This window comes from Pandoraea sp. SD6-2, assembly GCF_000389825.1.
GTDB classification, from domain to species: Bacteria; Pseudomonadota; Gammaproteobacteria; order Burkholderiales; family Burkholderiaceae; genus Pandoraea; species Pandoraea communis.
Window position 1 is genome coordinate 14788 of sequence record NZ_KB944451.1, and the last position, 16750, is coordinate 31537.

General features: G+C 60.9%; 20 protein-coding genes. 15 read left to right on the plus strand and 5 right to left on the minus strand.

Features of this window, described 5'->3' with window-relative positions; genetic code table 11:
* Positions 1–43 precede the first annotated feature (43 nt).
* The 10 genes from C266_RS26280 (at position 44) to C266_RS14525 (ending at position 6313) form a co-directional block, all read left to right on the plus strand.
* Complete coding sequence (locus C266_RS26280; protein WP_010805996.1) at positions 44–484, plus strand: hypothetical protein; 441 nt, start codon at positions 44–46, stop codon at positions 482–484.
* A gap of 41 nt (positions 485–525) precedes the next feature.
* Positions 526–993, plus strand: coding sequence for a DUF1566 domain-containing protein (locus C266_RS14485; RefSeq protein WP_010805997.1), 468 nt, complete (start codon positions 526–528; stop codon positions 991–993).
* A 127-nt stretch (positions 994–1120) separates the two neighbouring features.
* The gene (locus C266_RS14490; protein ID WP_144265836.1) at positions 1121–1393 is read left to right on the plus strand and encodes a four helix bundle protein; all 273 of its coding nucleotides are present in this window, start codon (positions 1121–1123) and stop codon (positions 1391–1393) included.
* Complete coding sequence (locus tag C266_RS14495) at positions 1390–2745, plus strand: RNA-directed DNA polymerase (RefSeq protein WP_081636296.1); 1356 nt, start codon at positions 1390–1392, stop codon at positions 2743–2745. The genes C266_RS14490 and C266_RS14495 overlap by 4 nt, the downstream gene beginning before the upstream one ends.
* Entirely contained in the window at positions 2742–3125 is a 384-nt protein-coding gene (locus tag C266_RS14500) for a hypothetical protein (RefSeq protein WP_010806000.1), read from the plus strand. Before C266_RS14495 ends, C266_RS14500 begins: the two co-directional genes overlap by 4 nt.
* A complete protein-coding gene (locus tag C266_RS28105) occupies positions 3122–4852 on the plus strand; it encodes a hypothetical protein (RefSeq protein WP_246831194.1) in 1731 nt (576 codons plus the stop codon). The genes C266_RS14500 and C266_RS28105 overlap by 4 nt, the downstream gene beginning before the upstream one ends.
* Before the next feature lie 3 nt (positions 4853–4855).
* Positions 4856–5173, plus strand: coding sequence for a hypothetical protein (locus C266_RS14510; protein WP_010806002.1), 318 nt, complete (start codon positions 4856–4858; stop codon positions 5171–5173).
* On the plus strand, positions 5170–5487 hold the full coding sequence (locus C266_RS14515) for a hypothetical protein (protein WP_010806003.1): 318 nt from the start codon (positions 5170–5172) through the stop codon (positions 5485–5487). The genes C266_RS14510 and C266_RS14515 overlap by 4 nt, the downstream gene beginning before the upstream one ends.
* The gene (locus C266_RS14520) at positions 5484–5696 is read left to right on the plus strand and encodes a hypothetical protein (RefSeq protein ID WP_010806004.1); all 213 of its coding nucleotides are present in this window, start codon (positions 5484–5486) and stop codon (positions 5694–5696) included. The genes C266_RS14515 and C266_RS14520 overlap by 4 nt, the downstream gene beginning before the upstream one ends.
* Positions 5693–6313, plus strand: coding sequence for a hypothetical protein (locus C266_RS14525; RefSeq protein WP_010806005.1), 621 nt, complete (start codon positions 5693–5695; stop codon positions 6311–6313). The genes C266_RS14520 and C266_RS14525 overlap by 4 nt, the downstream gene beginning before the upstream one ends.
* 26 nt (positions 6314–6339) lie before the next feature.
* Here the strand turns inward: C266_RS14525 and C266_RS14530 are convergent, their stop codons facing one another.
* Entirely contained in the window at positions 6340–6972 is a 633-nt protein-coding gene (locus tag C266_RS14530; protein ID WP_144265837.1) for a hypothetical protein, read from the minus strand.
* Positions 6973–7006: 34 nt separating this feature from the next.
* Between C266_RS14530 and C266_RS14535 the strand changes: the two genes are divergently transcribed.
* From C266_RS14535 to C266_RS14555, 4 genes are all read left to right on the plus strand, one after another.
* Positions 7007–8812: a DNA cytosine methyltransferase gene (locus tag C266_RS14535; RefSeq protein WP_010806007.1), complete on the plus strand. Its 1806-nt coding sequence runs from the start codon at positions 7007–7009 to the stop codon at positions 8810–8812.
* A gap of 466 nt (positions 8813–9278) precedes the next feature.
* Positions 9279–9521, plus strand: a complete 243-nt coding sequence (locus tag C266_RS14545) for a DUF4224 domain-containing protein (protein ID WP_010806009.1) — start codon at positions 9279–9281, stop codon at positions 9519–9521.
* A gap of 152 nt (positions 9522–9673) precedes the next feature.
* Positions 9674–10627, plus strand: a complete 954-nt coding sequence (locus C266_RS14550) for a tyrosine-type recombinase/integrase (RefSeq protein WP_010806010.1) — start codon at positions 9674–9676, stop codon at positions 10625–10627.
* Positions 10628–11254: 627 nt separating this feature from the next.
* Positions 11255–11704 (plus strand): hypothetical protein, encoded by a 450-nt coding sequence (locus C266_RS14555; RefSeq protein WP_010806011.1) that lies wholly within the window; start codon positions 11255–11257, stop codon positions 11702–11704.
* 130 nt (positions 11705–11834) lie between these two features.
* Here the strand turns inward: C266_RS14555 and C266_RS14560 are convergent, their stop codons facing one another.
* From C266_RS14560 to C266_RS14570, 3 genes are all read right to left on the minus strand, one after another.
* Positions 11835–12542 carry a VIT family protein gene (locus tag C266_RS14560; RefSeq protein WP_010806012.1) on the minus strand — a complete coding sequence of 236 codons (708 nt, stop codon included), beginning with the start codon at positions 12540–12542 and terminating at the stop codon, positions 11835–11837.
* Positions 12543–13299: 757 nt separating this feature from the next.
* Complete coding sequence (locus C266_RS14565) at positions 13300–13773, minus strand: DUF934 domain-containing protein (RefSeq protein ID WP_010806013.1); 474 nt, start codon at positions 13771–13773, stop codon at positions 13300–13302.
* On the minus strand, positions 13763–15769 hold the full coding sequence (locus C266_RS14570) for a DUF2849 domain-containing protein (protein WP_010806014.1): 2007 nt from the start codon (positions 15767–15769) through the stop codon (positions 13763–13765). The genes C266_RS14565 and C266_RS14570 overlap by 11 nt, the downstream gene beginning before the upstream one ends.
* A gap of 349 nt (positions 15770–16118) precedes the next feature.
* Here C266_RS14570 and C266_RS14575 point away from each other — a divergent pair, with 349 nt between their 5' ends.
* Positions 16119–16364 carry a hypothetical protein gene (locus tag C266_RS14575; RefSeq protein ID WP_010806015.1) on the plus strand — a complete coding sequence of 82 codons (246 nt, stop codon included), beginning with the start codon at positions 16119–16121 and terminating at the stop codon, positions 16362–16364.
* 16 nt (positions 16365–16380) lie between these two features.
* Here the strand turns inward: C266_RS14575 and C266_RS14580 are convergent, their stop codons facing one another.
* Complete coding sequence (locus tag C266_RS14580) at positions 16381–16740, minus strand: hypothetical protein (protein ID WP_010806016.1); 360 nt, start codon at positions 16738–16740, stop codon at positions 16381–16383.
* Between the last annotated feature and the right edge of the window lie 10 nt (positions 16741–16750).

Sequence of the window (16750 nt, forward strand, 5' to 3'; positions counted from 1 at the left end):
TCGGCTGCCACCCAAACGCCAAATTCACCTTGAGGAGCAACAAATGACCGATCACGCCGCCGCTGCCGCGATCCCCGAAACCCTTTCCCTCACGTCTCTGCCTCCGCTGCGCGCTGATCTGGCCGGCGGTACGTTCCGCGGCGTGACAACCCGAAAGGATGGCACTCATTGCGCCGTCATCCTGCTGCCGAATAAGGCGACCGAGCAACGTAACTGGCAGGCATGCGTCGATTGGGCCCGTGAGGCCGGCGGTGAACTGCCTACGCGCTCGGCGTTCCACCTTTTGCGCTTGAGCGCGACGAAGGAAGAACTCGCCGAGGGCGGCTGGTATTACACGGCGGATCTACTCAGCGATGACACCGGCGACGAGGATGACGCTGCCTACGCTTGGGGTTGCCACCTCGACGACGGCAGCACGAACGACAACCGCAAGAGCTACGAGGGCCTGGCCGTTGCCGTCCGCTTGATTCCCCTCACGGCTTAATCCTTCAATCCTTTCAACGCACCGCACCGGAGCCACAAGCAATGACCCAAGTCACGCTGGAAGCCGTCTACGCCAAGCAAACCGAGTTGGCAAAACTGACCGCATCACTACTCGCAGCGGTCGCCACGCCGAAGACAACGCGAATTGAAATCCCCGCCGCCGTCGTCGAATTGCGCCCCGGCGAGCACTACGCCGGCGAAGTTCTCAACGAGGACGGCACGCTAAAGCACCGTCTGGCCCTTGTCGCCGTATCCCCCGAGGCAGCGCACTCGTGGGAAGGCTCTGCTGAATTCGCGAAGAACCTCGGCTATAGCCGACCGACACGCGCCGAAGCTCGCCTGTTGCTCGCGAACTGCAGGCCGCACCTACCCAAAGAAGGCTGGTTCTGGACCGATGACGCGTACGAACAGAACGCTGCCTACGCTTGGCATTGCTACCTCAGCTACGGCTACGCGTACGGCACCCTCAAGAGCTACGAGGGCCTGGCCGTTGCCGTCCGCAGATTCTGATTTAGTCCTTTAATCCTTTCGAACTGAGCCCCGCCAAATGGCCCTGCACTCATCACTGCCCATTCACCGCAAAGGCGTTCAACTGTTGTCGCTTGCCTTGAAGGTGCAAGAGCACATGCCACGCAGCATGAAGCGCATTTTGGGCGAGAAGATTACCCAACATTGCGTGGACATGCTCGACCTGATGGCACTCGCAAACGCCTCGAAACGTGAAGCACGCGCCGAGTACATCGAAAGGCTACTGACCGTACAGCGCACCGTCACGGTGTTGCTACACGTCGGGCACGATGCTCGATATCTCTCGCCAAAGCTGTGGGCCGAGTCTATCGAGTTGTTGGGCAGCATTGGCAAGCAGGCTGGTGGGTGGCTCAAGTCCGCGAACAAGGCGCCTGCAGCATGACAGTTAAGGCTCTCATGCCCGCGCGCCGGAATCTGGTCGCGCCGCTGGGTCACAAGCCCACCGACAAGCACACAACGGAAACCGCCGCCTCAGTGCGGGCCGAGTCCGGTGCAGCTTCCGCCCTGATCGGCGAAAACCTTCGGGGTGTCAGCTTACATAGCGCGACAGGCACGCTGCCTACGCTTGGAATTGCAACCTCAACAACGGCAACACGAACAACAACCACAAGAGCTACGAGGGCCTGGCCGTTGCCGTCCGCAGAATCCAACTTGTTCGCCCCGCTCGTACAGGCGTACCTCGATTGCCGCCGCAACAAACGCACCAGCGCCAGTGCACAGGCTTTCGAGGAGCATGTGGAGCGGAATCTGTTCGATTTGCACGAGGAACTGGCAAGCGGCGAGTATCGCCCAGGTCGGTCCATCTGTTTCGTTATCACGCGGCCAAAGCCGCGCGAGGTGTGGGCGGCAGGCTTTCGCGATCGCGTCGTCCATCACCTCCTCTACAACCACATCGCACCACGCTTCCACGCAAGGTTCGTCGCCGATTCGTGCGCTTGCATTCCCGGACGAGGCACGTTGTACGCAGCACGGCGTCTAGAGCACCAGGTGCGCAGCAGCACCCGGAACTGGAGCCGGCCGTCGAATTACCTGAAATGTGACTTGGCGAACTTCTTCGTCAGCATCAACAAGACGGTGTTGCTCGAGCAATTGCGTCGCCGTGTCTTTGAGCCGTGGTGGATGGCTCTGGCCGAGACAATCTTGACGCACGACCCGCGCCTCGATGTCGAGGTGCGTGGAAGCCAACGCGAACTGGCTCGCGTGCCCGCGCACAAGAGCCTGTTCAACGCTCTGGCTACGCACGGGCTGCCGATCGGAAATCTGTCGAGTCAGTTCTTTGCCAACGTGCTGCTTGATGACCTCGACCAACGCGTCAAGCACCGGATTCGAGCGCCGCACTACATCCGCTATGTCGATGACTTTGTGCTGCTTCACGAGGATGCTGCTTGGCTCAACAGGGCGCGAGAGAGCATCGAGAACAAGCTGTCCGGTCTGGATCTGCGCCTGAATCCGAGCAAGACCATCCTCCAGCCGGTTTCACGAGGCATCGATTTCGTTGGTCACCTCATCAAGCCGTGGCGCCGAACGACGCGGCCGCGAACGATGACTGCGGCACTTCAGCGCGTGGCAGAGGCAGCCCCGGAGGACGTTCACCAAACCGCCAATAGCTACTTTGGCTTGCTTCGGCAGGCCACTCACAGTCACAACGATCGTGCGGCCCTCGCCAACGTCGTTAGACGGCGCGGCCATGCAGTCAGCGCCAACCTCACAAAAACCTACAGGAGCAAGGCATGAAGAAACTTCTTTCCGTCCTCTGCGCAGCGCTACTCGCGATCACCTTGTCCGGTTGCAACGATGCATCTGTCGCCTCGAAGAACCTCTCCAAGGCCGCCGACAATTTCGAGATCAACCGCCGCATCGTCTTCTACAACGGCATCACTGGCGAGTACATGCTGACCATCGAAGGTCTCTGCTCACGAGACAACGACAGCACATCGACGAAGCTCGCCATCGTCTGCAAGGTCGGGCCGAGCGAGTACAAGAAGCACTTCCTTGGTCTCTCCGACAACGTCACCTACTTCATCGAACAACTCGAACCGGCCAAGGCCAGCGTCTACCACTACCGCGTCATCTTTAAGCCGTCAGTCATCGTGCCCGACATCGAGATCAAGTGAGCGCCGCCATGAGCCCCTACGCCCCCCGCCCCGAAGGGCTGAATACCGATCCTGCGCCGCCTTCAGTGGTGGAGACGCTGAAAATGCCTGACAACAAGACCGTGACGTTTGATGCGTGCCGCGAAGCCGTAGGGCGGATTACCGAGTTACAGCGCCGTTCAGGTGGGCCTGCGTGGATGGAGGCAAAGGGGCTGCTGGCTAACGACCTGACCTTTATCGCTCAGGGACTCATTGACGCACTCGCTGCCCCCACGCCAGCCGCACAGAGCGCAGACCATTTCCGTCAACCGGCGGATATGGTCGACCATGTTGCGGACGTGCGCAATATGGTTGCCGCACAGAGCGCAGGGCAAGAGCCGGTGGCGTGCCCAAAGTGCGGTTGCGAGGACGGCGTTGCGTACGCGCCTTACTGGAATCACAAGGGCGACTGGACCGCAGAAGCAATTTGGGTGTGTGACAAGTGCGATGGCGAACGCATCATCAATCTTGACGCCGCGCCCGTGAATGCCTCTGAGCCGGTCGGCAGCGTGAAGGTGATCGAATCCGGTCCAGCCCGCGAAGTTGGCGAGCCTATCCTGACGCTTTCGAAGGCGTTCGAGGACATGCTGGATCATAACCCCGGAAAGTCATTTGACCTCTACGCCGCGCCCGTGAATGGCGGCGAGCGCGCGAAACCAGCCCCGCTGTACTTGACCGGCTGGCAGCTTCTGGAAGCACTCGACCTCATCGCTCCCGACCGCAATACGGATAAGGATCAGCTCGACGGCGAGGCCGCATTGCAATACGGCGACGAAACGTGCCACAGCGGCGCTGGCGTCTATTGCTGGCTTGCCGAAGAGCCCAGCGAGGGATCGACGATTCTCCTCGGCGAGCCAGTCGAACACACCCAGCAGCCTGCGCAGATGCCTCAACCGGTTCCTGCGAACGCAGTTTGGACGCGTCACGGTTCCGGCGACTGTGAGTGGTGGGACTACGGAAGCTGGAAGGCGCACAAGCGTGGCGGTATGTGGGTGCTGACCGCCTACGGGAAAGAAATTTCCCGCGCCGTCGATTTGCAGCGTGTGATGGCGTTCGCCAGTCAGCCTACGTCGACCGCCCTCACGTCTCCCGCGAAGGTGGGTGGAGATCAGCGGGAACGTTTCGTGCATTGGTTCACCCGGGGCACTGGAAGGCCCATTTCCGCGAACGACCGCGATGCTGAAACAGCTTGGGATGCGTGGCGCGCCGCCCTCACGTCTCCCGCGCAGGTGGGCGGGGATGAGCGGGAGGCGTTCTTCGCTCACGCCAAAGCCGAGGATCTGGACATTTCCTTGCACGCGGATGGGACATGCCGAGACGGTCAAACCGGCATCGCCCGCATCGCATGGCTTGCCGCGCTCGAATACGCCAGCGCCGCGCTGTCTGCGGATGGCGGGGAGGCCGCGAAGCACATCGCATTCCTGACGAGCGAAACCGACCGACTGCGTGAAGCACTAGCGCACTGGCAAAACCGCGCGTCTGAGTTGGCGGATGGCGGGGAGGAGTCGGTGCGATTGGACTTCCTCATCAAGAAACAAGCATGGGTCCAGTGGGAGGGTCGTGACGGATCGATCTACCAGTGCCAAGTGTGGACACAGGATCACGACGAGAACTACCACATCCTGTCCGGCGATTCTCGCTACTTCAACACGCCGCGCGAAGCCATCGACGCCGCCATTGCCGCCAATCAGGCCCGCAAGGGGGAGTGAATCATGGCTGATAAGTGGGTATTGCACATCGAGGGGCCGGACGATGTATACGACGCCCCGTCGAAGGAAGAAGCCGCCGCGGTTGCCGCCGCGTTCAATGAGTACTGGACCGCTCACATAGCAAAGCGCCGCGCGGAGATCGCAGCACAGGGCCGAGACCCGAGCAACTACCCCGAAACGCGCGCCGTCGTCATCCCGTGGACGCCAGAACATGGCGAACATGCCGTTGACGCTGAAGCGTGGGCGGATATGGCCAAGTACGTTCCATTCGTCGAGTCCATTCGTGCCGCCAATCAGGCGAGCCAAGGGGATGAAGAGTGAAGACCTACCCGCTAATTATTCAAGACACTAGAAGCGACGATACCTACAGCCTGATGAGCAAGGGACACCACGACGTGCACGAGTTCATGCGCGCGGCGCGAGCAGAGGGGTACGACTGGCCTCTTGGCATGCCGCGTCATACGTGGGTCAAGACGACGCCTACTCGGCTTGCCGGGTACCGCTGCTGGTTCAACGAAGTGGAGGAAGGAACTCGCGGGGCATATCCAGCGACCTTCGTGCATGAAGCCTACGGCGACGAGCGTTACGAGGCAATGTGCGCCGCCTCTCAGGCAGCGGAGGAGCGGAAATCGTGATCGTGACCGACTACACACGCCACTTGCTGGCCTATCGTAAGGAAGAGCGCGACATGCTGCGTGCTGGATGGGAGAGCGTTGGCGAAGGTGGCGGCAGGCTGTGGGAGCTTAAGCGCGGCTGGCGCTGGGGCCACAGGATCACCGACGTACGCATCGCCGTCGACTGCAAGTCGCTGTGGGTGAAGATCGAGGAGGAGCGGAAATCGTGAAAGAGCGCCCTATCCTCTTCAACGGCCATATGGTCAACGCAGTGCTCGACGGCTCGAAAAGGCAGACTCGGCGCTTGGTGAAAGGCTTCGCGCTGAAATTGCTCCAGCCGGACAACTTCACGCCGGAATACGTCGCGCTGCCCGAGAACGGCTTGAGCCCTTTCGGCTTCGCTGGCGACAGGCTATGGGTCCGGGAGACATGGCAGCACAGCAACCACCCTTTCGGTCCGTATGACGACCAGTGCCGGGTCTTCTACCGCGCCGACTATCTCAACGATCCCCTCGGTCCGGATCTTGAACGGTCACGGGATGGCATCCGTCGCGAGTGGCGCCCGTCGCTCCACATGCCGCGCTCAGCGGCACGAACATTGCTCGACGTGACGGACGTTCGTATCGAGCGTTTGAACAGCATCAGCGACGATGATTGCATTGCCGAAGGCATCGGCCTGAACGGCAGCGCCGACGGCGTCATGTTCGCAGCGCTGGACGACGACACGCTGCCCCGCGCGATGTATCGCGACCTGTGGGAGAGCATCTACGGCATCGGCTCGTGGAGCGAAAACCCGTGGGTGTGGGTGGGCGGGTTCAAGCGCGTCGATGGTCCTAAGGGGGCGTGATGGGCACCTCTCGTACAAATCACGTCTCAAATATCGCGGTCGAGCGCGGCCACCATCGCCTCGTAATGCCTATTCGCCGAAGCAATGAGGCCCCTCGCGCTGGCGCAGTTCATTTCGCTCACGCCCTGCCTGTCGGCTTGGATCAAAGCGTCCAGGCTTGGCATCGTCCACACCTTTTCTACCTCAGCTTGAAGCCAAATCAGTGTCTGCCGCAGGCCAGCGATCGCAGTAATGGCTTCCGCAGATCCGACCTCATGAATAGGAATAGCGCGCAAACCGTCAATTGCATCAGGCAGTTGATGTCGCGTAACCGTCAAAACCAGCAAAAGCTGATTCACCCGTTCGCCAGCCACAGATGTCGCGATCGCATTCGCGGCATCGAGTCCAACCTTGGCGATCGCCAAATAGCAATTCTGGCGGCGGCGCATCTCCTCCTGGCGCGTCATCGCCGCCTGCATTCTCAATCCGGATGCTTGCCGTTCACCAACGATGACTGCGCCAATAATCGCCAGAATCGATCCGATGGCCTGAACCCAGCTCGCGAGCACTTCGCTCTTTATCGGAAGAAGAGAGGCCAGCCAAGCGATCAACGCCGAGACCAGTATCGCGAGCGCCATGGCAAGAATTGCGGTAGCCAGCCCGTACATTCGATTATTCATGTCCCACCTCAGCGCTTTGGGAAGGAATCCTAGCATGATCAGAGATCAGTTCATTCTCGACATTTCCGACGAGTTGATCATAGATAACTTCGCCGGCGGAGGTGGTGCGAGTTGCGGCATTGAACTGGCGCTCGGGCGCCACGTCGACCACGCGATCAACCATGATCCCGAAGCCGTCGCAATGCACGCGATGAACCACCCGCAGACCGAGCACCACTGCGAATCTGTATGGGACGTCGATCCGCTCGCGCTGACCCAAGGGCGACCCGTGGGCCTCGCCTGGTTCTCGCCGGACTGCAAGCACTTCAGCAAGGCCAAGGGCGGCAAGCCGCGCGACAAGAAGATTCGGGGGCTGGCTTGGGTGACGATGCGTTGGGCTGCGTTGGTCCGGCCGCGCGTCATCATGCTCGAGAACGTCGAGGAATTCCGGACGTGGGGCCCAGTGCTGGACGATGGGTCGCCATGCCCGAAGCGTAAGGGCGACACGTTCCGGTCATTCGTGCGCCAGTTGGAAGCGATGGGCTATTCGGTCGAGCACCGCGAGCTGCGCGCGTGTGACTACGGCGCGCCGACGATCCGCAAACGGCTTTTCTTGATTGCGCGTTGCGACGGCAAGCCGATCGTGTGGCCGGAACCGACCCATGGTGCCCCTGGCTGCGTTGCCGTGGTCGCCGGAGAACGCAAGCCGTGGCGCACCGCAGCCGAGTGCATCGACTGGTCGATCCCCTGCCCTTCGATCTTCGAGCGCAAGAAGGAACTCGCAATAGCCACGATGCGCCGCATTGCGCGCGGGATTCGCCGCTACGTCATCGATGCCGCCAATCCGTTCATCGTGAAGGTGAACCACGGCTACGACTACTTCCGTGGTCAACCGCTGGATGAGCCGTTGCAGACGATCACAGCCAAGCACGGCTATGGAATCGTCGCGCCCCATCTGACGAAGTTTCGAACCGGCTCGACGGGTTCGGATCTGCGCGAACCGGTACCCACCATCACCGCCGGCCCGAAGGAGAACCCGGCCGGTGCCGCGCACGCGCTCGGCCTCGTCGTGCCGGTGTTGACCGAATGCGCCAATGCGTCAACGCAACGATCGTGGCCGGCAGACGAACCGCTCCGCACGCAATGTGCCGAGGTCAAGGGCGGCCATTTCGCGCTCGCTTCCGCCACGCTGGTGCAGACAGGCTACGGCGAACGTCTCGGCCAAGCACCCCGCGCGCCTGGTCTCGACAAGCCGCTAGGCACGGTCGTCGCCGGCGGCGCGAAACACGCCCTCGTCTCCGCGTTCCTCGCCAAGCACTACGGCGGGCACTATGACGGCGCCGGCGTTGGTCTGCATGAACCGGCCAGCACGATCACGACATCCGATCACCATGCGCTGGTGTCGTCGCACATGGTCAAATTGCGCGGCGAATGCACGGGCAGTGCGACCGGCGAGCCCGTGCCGACGATCTCAGCCCAAGGCAATCACATCGGTGAGGTGCGCGCGTTCCTGGTGAAGTATTACAGCGAGGGCGGTCAGGATCAGGATTGCCGCGATCCGATGCACACCATCCCGACCAAGGATCGGCTCGGCCTTGTCACCGTCGCCGGCGAGCAATACCAGATCGCCGACATCGGCATGCGCATGCTCGAGCCGCACGAGCTGTACGCGGCGCAGGGATTCCCGGCCAACTATGTGATCGCCCCGGTATTCAACGGCAAGCGCTTGGCCAAGCACGCGCAGGTTCGCATGTGCGGCAACAGCGTCAGCCCGCCGATGGCTGCCGCGCTCGTACGCGCGAACGTGCCAGAAATGGCAGCGTTCAGCGTACGAGAGCAACGTGCGATTGCAGCCGCGTGATCTACGCCGAGATACCGCTGCCGGGCCGCAATTCTCCTGCGGGTTCGGCCTCCGGAAACTCGCGCAAAAACTCAGTCAAGTCGATAGGGCGCGGGCGGCTACGTACCCACGCCTCGGCCTCTTTCTGCCTTTCGATTGACTCAAATTTGAACAACTTCGCATTGACAAAAATCGGGTGCAAATATGACATCTCGGGTTCCTCCACAGAGGCTGTTAGGGAACACTCAGTGTCGCGTCACGACTTCGCACAAGGCAACAAGAACGGCAAGAAATTTTCAGCCGGTGCGGCGGAGATCTTGGGAAAGATTCTGCGGGTCACCGCGAGAGAATGGGGAATCTAGGCGCGAGCGCCGCCGTTGGCGCTGGATTTGATGTTTGGAAAGCGGGGACGCCCTTGTTAGCGCGTCCCCGTTTGCATTTTGATGCAGACTTTGCGGGCGACCGCAACGCACTATGGAGTTGAAAAATGGCCGCCGTATTGGAACAGCCGCTTGAACTGACAGGCGAGGAAATCGCGCGCATCACCGGCTATCGGCGCGCCACGAAGCAACTGGACGTATTGGCATCCCTCGGCATCCCAGCACGCCGCCGCCCCGATAATTCAGTGCTGGTGCTTCGCATGCACTGCCTCTACCCGATGAACGCCGCCCCGGCAGCCAACCCACCCGCGAACGAGCCGCAATTGCGTCCGATAAGGCAAGCGAAATGAACCGGCATCGAAAAACGGGACGTGGCCTGCCCCGCCGCGTTCTCCTGAATCACGGGGCCTACTACTTCTTCGCTCCAGCGCCCACGCGCAACCCGTGGACCGGGAAGGTGCAACGGTGGATTCGCCTTTGTGCCGAAGCAGATGGCGAGTCAATGATGCTCACCCGCCTTGGGCAGTTGCTCGGGGAGCAGAAGTTGATCACCGGCACAATGCCTTACCTATGCGCAGAATGGAAAGCCAACAAGCTGAAGCGATACAGCGCTGAGGTACAAAAGGACTATGGGCGCATGGCCGACACGATCAGCGAGGCGTTCACGGCGTTCACTGTTGCCCAGGTGAAGACCAAGACGTGCGCGGACTTCCTGCGGGCCAACTTCGCCGACAAGGCGAACACCGCCCAGAAGTACGCCAACGTCCTTCGGAAGATGTTCCGCTACGCGATCAGCGAGATGGGCCTGCGTGATGACAACCCTTGCGACCAACTGGACCTCTCCGATTACGAGACCAAGCGCCGCGAGAAGCTGCCGACACACAAGCAGTTGGCCGCGATCCGGGAAGCTGCCCTAACTGGCGACGACGGCCTTCCGACCGAGTCCGGCCCGACGTTCCAATGCATCGTGGACATGGCCTATCTGTGCTGGCAACGCGGGGTCGATATCCGAACGTTGAAGGAAGCGCAGATCGACGAGCGAGCCAACCTGATCCGGTTCAAGCCATCGAAGACTGCTAAGACGAGTGGGAAAGTGCTGGACATTGCCATCACCCCGGCGATTCGCGATGTGATCGAGCGCGCTCGGGCAATCAAGCGGGCCCGCCAAATGATCAGTCCGTACCTGCTTCCTACTCGCGACAAGACCCCATACACAAAATCGGGCCTCAACTCGGCATGGGTCCGCGCCCGCAAGCGCGCGAAGATCGAGGACGATATTCTGTTCCGTGACCTCCGTGCACTGGGCGCGACCGACGCCGCGAAAGCAGGCAGCGAACGAAAAGACATCCAGCGCCGGCTGGCTCACACCAGCGGAAAAACGAGCGAAATTTACATCAAGGAGGCCATACCAGAGACGTCGTCGCTAGACGTGAAATTGCCGTGGAATAGCGCCTAATACTTTGCAGGACACCTTTGCGCAACGGGCGTATCCGGTGCGCAAATAATGTGCAGATATTAGGCGGCGCAACGCAAAACCCAATCGGCATGCGCTTTTCAGGCGAGTGCGCACCCGCATGGGGTGCAGGTGGTCGGAGGTTCAAATCCTCTCGCCCCGACCAGGAATTGAACCCGCACAGTCTTTGGCTGTGCGGGTTTTTTCGTGGCGCCGAAATTTTGTGCAAGCCGGTCGGTATATTAGAAACTTTCTAGTATTTTTGCTGGCGCGTAGGACTACTACGCAGATTTTGGCGCAGTCCTTGCACTCATATGCGAGACATCAGATAACGTTAAAAAACGGCCGAGCCCCATCCATCGAGCGCCAAGCCAGTCGTCATACCAATCCTTACCGACCTCGTCGCGTCATTCGCCGCGAACCGCCGATGTGGGCGATTATGCCCCACAGATCTGCGCTCCGCGAAGGAACGGGCCAAGAAAGGCGGCAGATCGAGAGCCATAGCGCTCACTGGCGAACTGCGAACCTCAATCTTTTGAATCAAGGGAGATGCGTCGGCTTTAGCGCACATAGAGGCCCTCGCAGGACGCGACAGCATTCGAGACGTTTGAATCCAACGGGGAACCCTGCATGAAATCGAAACTCGCGTTGTTGCTGACGCTGCTTTGCACATCTTTTGGCGCTACCGCAGCCGGTGAATTCACCCTCACTTACTTCGGCGATGGTAAGTCTGCGGATTTAGCGACGCTGATAAGCGATCTCATCACCCCCGAATACTTGAAGCGCTTTCCCGCGAACCAGTACGAGATCGTCCTGATTTACCATTGCACGCCGGTCGCAGCCCGGGGGGATATCGTGTGCACAGCCACATCCGGTGTCTCCCCGAAGATCAATGTGTCCAGCCGTGCGGGTGGACTCGTGCCTCTGGAACGCTTCAATACTGCGGCCCTTCAGCCGAAGGGGGCATCCACGCGCGACATTGACGAAACTCGGGACAAGGTGATCAGAGAGAGTATTCGCGCCATGATGGCGGACCTCCCTGCCGCGCCCAAACCTCGCGCAGATCGCCCTCGTCTTTAAACGAATTCCCGCGAGTCAGTGAATACTGGGTTATTCCCATTTCGTTCGCCCTCGATATCTGCCGAGCGAATGGAGAGTTCATGTTCCGGCGCGGGCCGTAGTTCGTTATTGCCCCCTTGCTGCACTGACATCAAACAGTAGTGCCGAACACGGCCCCCACGCCCGCTGTCACCGCCATAGCGAACGTGCCCCAGAAAGCCACGCGCAGGGCACTTTTGAAGAGGGGGGTTCCGCCAACGGCGGCGGCTGCAACGCCGAGCAGGGCCAGGAAGAGAATCGATGTCGCCACGATCCAATACAGCAGGCTCTGCTCCGGTGCCAGCAGAACCACAGCCAGCGGCATGGCTGCGCCCACGGCGAAGCTCCCGGCCGACGCCAATGCAGCTTGCAACGGACGCGCGCTCAACGTCTCCGAGATGCCCAGTTCATCGCGCGCATGCGCACCCAGCGCATCGTGCGCCATCAATTGTGTTGCGACTTGATCCGCGAGCTGTTGATCCAGGCCACGCCGCACATAGATGGCCGTCAGTTCCCGATGCTCTGCATCGGGGCTGTTCTTGAGTTCTTCACGTTCACGCGTCAGATCCGCCTTTTCTGTGTCGGCCTGCGAATAGACCGATACGAACTCGCCGGCAGCCATGGACATCGCGCCTGCCACCAATCCCGCCACGGCCGTGGTCACAATACTGGCGTGGCTTGCATGGGCCGCGGCCACACCTGCGACCAGACTGGCCGTGGAAATGATGCCATCGTTGGCCCCAAGGACGGCGGCACGCAGCCAGCCGATATGTTCGGTGCGGTGACGTTCACGATGGGCGCGACGCTGAAACTTTGTCATTTTAGATTCCGATCCATGTAAAGCAGCTTTGGGCAATCCTGTTCGGGCAGGACGTCCGGGAGGCGTGCGAACCTGTGTGTTGTGGCGCGTGACGTAGTGGCGAAGCAGCACCGCGACCGGCGCAACCATCGGCAGTCCCCCGATGAGCCTCCGCATACCGCTTCTCCCCGTGTCGTTTGCCCAATTCTATATCTGCAAAAGGACCATCGGCTACCTGCCGCCTGCTGGAGAAGATACGGACTGGTGGCGGGATAAGCCACGCGACTGAAACTGCGATTTATCTCAGGTGACCGTGAGTTGGAACGTCGCTATTCTGGCCTCAAGTCAAAAGCAACTTTCTTCAACAGCACGTCTCCAGATCTGGAGGTACATCATGCCTTTCGCAGCGTTCGCTTATCTGGGCGCAAAGTGCGCCGTCGCAACCGGTGCAATAGTCGGAATTGTCAAAGGCGCAACAGCGCTTCTCCACTATGGCTTGTCGCTCATCGCCGGTTAGTCGCCCCTAGCTAACACTAGCGATCTTGTTCCGATAAGTGCGATCAGCCGAGAGGGACTGACGTGGTATGGAGCGTGGTCGGAAGGACGGGTGAAATGGTCAGCCGATCGGCCCCCATCTCGCTGACCTGTCTGACTTGGTGCTCGTCGTGGCAGGCAGCGCTAACCAATTGCCTGCACGACAGGCGCGATCCCGCGAGGGAAGGCCCCGGCGGGGCAGACGCGACCGGAAGACACCGGTCGCGGAACTATCAGAAGGATCTCAGGCGGTCAGGCGTTCGAGCAATGTGCGGGGCCGCGTGGCGCGACCTTGCGCCGCCAGCGCCGCCTCGTGCCAGCGCGACGTCGGTACGTCCGTAGGCGAGAGCAAGCTGTCGAAGCCGCACGCCCACAACATCGCCAGTTGATCCGGCAGCAACGGGCCGGCCGCCCGAATCCCGCCTTCGAAATGCCACTTCTCGCGCAGGAATTTCGCCAGCGTGAAACCCCGTCCATCGCGCGACTTCGGAAACTCGATCACGATGAGTTCGAGTTGTGGCAACAGGGCCGCAATGCGCGCCGGATCGTCGTGGCCCTGCACGCGGATACCGGCCGGTGCCGCGCCCTGTTCGTTCGCGGCAAGCCATGCGTCGAGCGGCAACACGTCCTTGCTGCGCGTCTGCGTGGTGACCGGCTCGTCCGCGCCGCGATAAGTCCAAACGTCTGCGGCAGGTAGTCCGTTTCGATCAATCAACATGCAAAGCTCCCTTGAATTCTTCTGCCCCGACGCGTCCGAGCGTATCGATGAAGCGCTCCCCCTCGTGGCGCAACGAAAGATAACGACCGAGAATGTTCTCAATCACCTGGGGCACAGCCTCGTATGTCACGCCCGGACCGAGAATCTTGCCGACCGCAGCGTTCTCATCGGCTGATCCGCCCAGCGTGATCTGATAGTTTTCCTTGCCCGCCTTGTCGACACCCAGAATGCCGATATGCGCGACGTGGTGATGCGCGCAAGCGTTGATGCAACCGGACACGTTGAGTGTCACCGGACCGATATCGCGCTGCTGCTCTTCCGTGAATCGCAGCGCGATACGTTGCGCCACCGGCACCGAGCGCGCGTTGGCCAGCGCGCAATAGTCCAGGCCAGGGCACGCGATGGCGTCTGAAATCAGCCCGATGTTGGCCGTGGCCAGTCCGCCTGCTTTCAGACGCGTCCACAGCGCATGCAGTTCGTCGCGCTTGACATGTGGCAGCACCAGATTCTGTTCGTGCGTCACACGTAGCTCGTTGAACGAATAGCGCTCTGCCAGTTCCGCCAGCAACAGCATTTCCGCCGAACTGGCGTCACCCGGGATGCCGCTCGCCGGCTTGAGCGAGACGACCGCACTGATGTAGCCCGGCACCTTGTGCTCGTGCGTGCAAGTGTCGACCCAGCGATGGAATTCGATGTCGCGCTCGTAGGCTTGTGCAAACGCGTTCGATGTCTCGGGCAGCGTTTCGAACTCGGGCACGATGAAACGGCCGCGAATCGCTGCGACGACTTCGTCGCTGAGCGGGCGATGCGAGAGTGCGATGCGTGCGAACTCTTCCTCGATCATCTCGATGAACTTCGCGGGCTGCATCTCCTTGATGAGGATCTTGATGCGAGCCTTGTAGATGTTGTCGCGACGCCCCAGCGCGTTGTACACGCGCAGAATGGCCTCGACAAAACGCAGCAGGTCAGCCTCAGGTAACCACTCGCGCACGAGCGTGCCCACGATGGGGGTGCGTCCCAGGCCACCGCCCGCGTAAATCTGAAAGCCCACTTCGCCGCGTTCGTTCGTCCGCGCGAGAATGCCGATGTCGTGAAAACGCACGGCAGCGCGATCGGTCTGACCGCCCGTGATCGCGATCTTGAACTTACGCGGCAGATACGTGAATTCGGGATGGTCCGTCGACCACTGACGCAGGATCTCTGCATACACGCGCGGGTCGACGACTTCGTCCTTCGCCGCGCCGGCGAATTGATCGGTCGTCACGTTGCGAATGCAGTTGCCGCTCGTCTGAATGGCGTGCAGATCGACGTCGGCGAGCTTCGACAGGATCTCGGGCGAATCCGTGAGCGTCGGCCAATTGAACTGAAGATTCTGGCGCGTCGTGAAGTGGCCGTACCCCTTGTCGAAACGGTTCGCCACATAGGCGAGCTGGCGCAACTGGATCGCGCTCAACGTTCCGTACGGAATGGCAACGCGCAGCATGTAGCCATGCAATTGCAGGTACAGGCCGTTCATCAGGCGATAGACCTTGAATGCGTCTTCGCTAAGTTCACCGCTCAGACGCCGGGCAACCTGCTGGCCGAACGCTTTGGCGCGGTCCTTGAGGAACTCGCGCTCGGAGGGGTCATAACGATAGATGCCGGCATGTTCCGGCGCCACGGTCAACGCGGGGGCGTGCGCCAGCGCCGCTTGCACCGTGTCTTCCCCCGCCTGCTTGCCAAGGTCTTCGCGAACCGACGGCCCACGCGAGCGCAGTTGCTCACGAAAATCCACCGGGACGGGGCCGGCCTCGCCCACCTCCGCCGCGCGCGGCACGGGATCGACGATCAGATTGGCCGCCTGTGCCTCCTGCGCAGCCGCCTGGGCCTGGTCGAGTTCCTGCGCGTCGAACACGTGTGCCTGCGTCAGGTCATCCACCCAGTTGTATTGCTTGTCCAGCCACACGACCAAGCCATCGTGCAGCCGGTTTGCCGAAATCAGGTTGCCTGCATTCATTCCACGCTCTCAATGCTTTTAGTTTTGGTCGCAAGTCGCGAGTCGACCGGCAGGCTATCAAGAGGCACGGGAATATACGACCATTTAGTAGTTATTTACTCATTACGTGACGTTGTTTGGGCTGCACAGCCCCGCCAGACAGCGCCCAGCCGTCGATTCGGCCGATGGGACGGAAGTACCGCGGGCACACCATCCTGGCCGCACGGATTCGCGCGTCAGCTTCAAGCCATGCCCGTATCGACGCGATAACGCGATTTCACGGCGTCCAATTTGCCGCAAAAATACCTGTATTTTTATACAGTAGTCATGCTACATTTCCAATCATCACAACTTCATCGCGAGTGACACCATGAGCGACGCCAAATCCATCAAGTTCATCGTCGTGCCCTACCGTAAGAACAAGGATGGCGTACTTCAGCCCGGCGAGTTGCGCCAGGCGAGCACCGAGTTCGGCGCGGTGCGTATTGCGCAATCGATGGCGTCCGGGTTCGCCGGCATCGCTGCCTACGAAGTGCTGGTCGATGAAGAAGACGGCACGATGGACGCGCCACGCATCCTGTTTCAGGAAGGCGCCATTCCCGCCATGGCGGAGTAAGCGCGTCCCTGCCCGATCACTCCGGCCGCGACAACGGCGGGAGACTATCGAACGAACGCGTCTGACGCGGATGCTGGAGATTTCGCGTATCGAGCGCACGGGTCGTCGCCTCCAGTTCCTGTTGGCTCGGGCCAGTGGCCGGACCGTTACGCTCGCTTGCCGTGCGATTGATGGTCGCGCTGGCACTCTGAGCGTCCATCACACTGTCTCTGCGGCCGCCCAGCGCCGACACTGCCGGACTGACAGCCGGCGTCTGATTCGTCTGCCGTATGCTGCCGAGATCTCCGGCGCCCAGATATGACTGTGCGTTCGCTTCACCAAACATCAGGGCCCCCGCCAGACACAGGCAGGCGGCAATGAATTGGCGATGGCGCATGGTTACCCCC

Bases quoted from the DNA above. Each gene is read 5' to 3' on its own strand.
- C266_RS14535 (WP_010806007.1), top strand. From the start codon at position 7,007: ATGATCAGAGATCAGTTCATTCTCGACATTTCCGACGAGTTGATCATA.
- C266_RS14575 (WP_010806015.1), top strand. From the start codon at position 16,119: ATGAGCGACGCCAAATCCATCAAGTTCATCGTCGTGCCCTACCGTAAG.
- C266_RS14555 (WP_010806011.1), top strand. From the start codon at position 11,255: ATGAAATCGAAACTCGCGTTGTTGCTGACGCTGCTTTGCACATCTTTT.
- C266_RS14570 (WP_010806014.1), bottom strand. From the start codon at position 15,769: ATGAATGCAGGCAACCTGATTTCGGCAAACCGGCTGCACGATGGCTTG.
- C266_RS14510 (WP_010806002.1), top strand. From the start codon at position 4,856: ATGGCTGATAAGTGGGTATTGCACATCGAGGGGCCGGACGATGTATAC.
- C266_RS14485 (WP_010805997.1), top strand. From the start codon at position 526: ATGACCCAAGTCACGCTGGAAGCCGTCTACGCCAAGCAAACCGAGTTG.
- C266_RS14560 (WP_010806012.1), bottom strand. From the start codon at position 12,542: ATGACAAAGTTTCAGCGTCGCGCCCATCGTGAACGTCACCGCACCGAA.
- C266_RS14530 (WP_144265837.1), bottom strand. From the start codon at position 6,972: ATGAATAATCGAATGTACGGGCTGGCTACCGCAATTCTTGCCATGGCG.
- C266_RS14550 (WP_010806010.1), top strand. From the start codon at position 9,674: ATGATGCTCACCCGCCTTGGGCAGTTGCTCGGGGAGCAGAAGTTGATC.
- C266_RS14490 (WP_144265836.1), top strand. From the start codon at position 1,121: ATGAAGCGCATTTTGGGCGAGAAGATTACCCAACATTGCGTGGACATG.
- C266_RS14500 (WP_010806000.1), top strand. From the start codon at position 2,742: ATGAAGAAACTTCTTTCCGTCCTCTGCGCAGCGCTACTCGCGATCACC.
- C266_RS14545 (WP_010806009.1), top strand. From the start codon at position 9,279: ATGGCCGCCGTATTGGAACAGCCGCTTGAACTGACAGGCGAGGAAATC.
- C266_RS14565 (WP_010806013.1), bottom strand. From the start codon at position 13,773: ATGTTGATTGATCGAAACGGACTACCTGCCGCAGACGTTTGGACTTAT.
- C266_RS26280 (WP_010805996.1), top strand. From the start codon at position 44: ATGACCGATCACGCCGCCGCTGCCGCGATCCCCGAAACCCTTTCCCTC.
- C266_RS14495 (WP_081636296.1), top strand. From the start codon at position 1,390: ATGACAGTTAAGGCTCTCATGCCCGCGCGCCGGAATCTGGTCGCGCCG.
- C266_RS14580 (WP_010806016.1), bottom strand. From the start codon at position 16,740: ATGCGCCATCGCCAATTCATTGCCGCCTGCCTGTGTCTGGCGGGGGCC.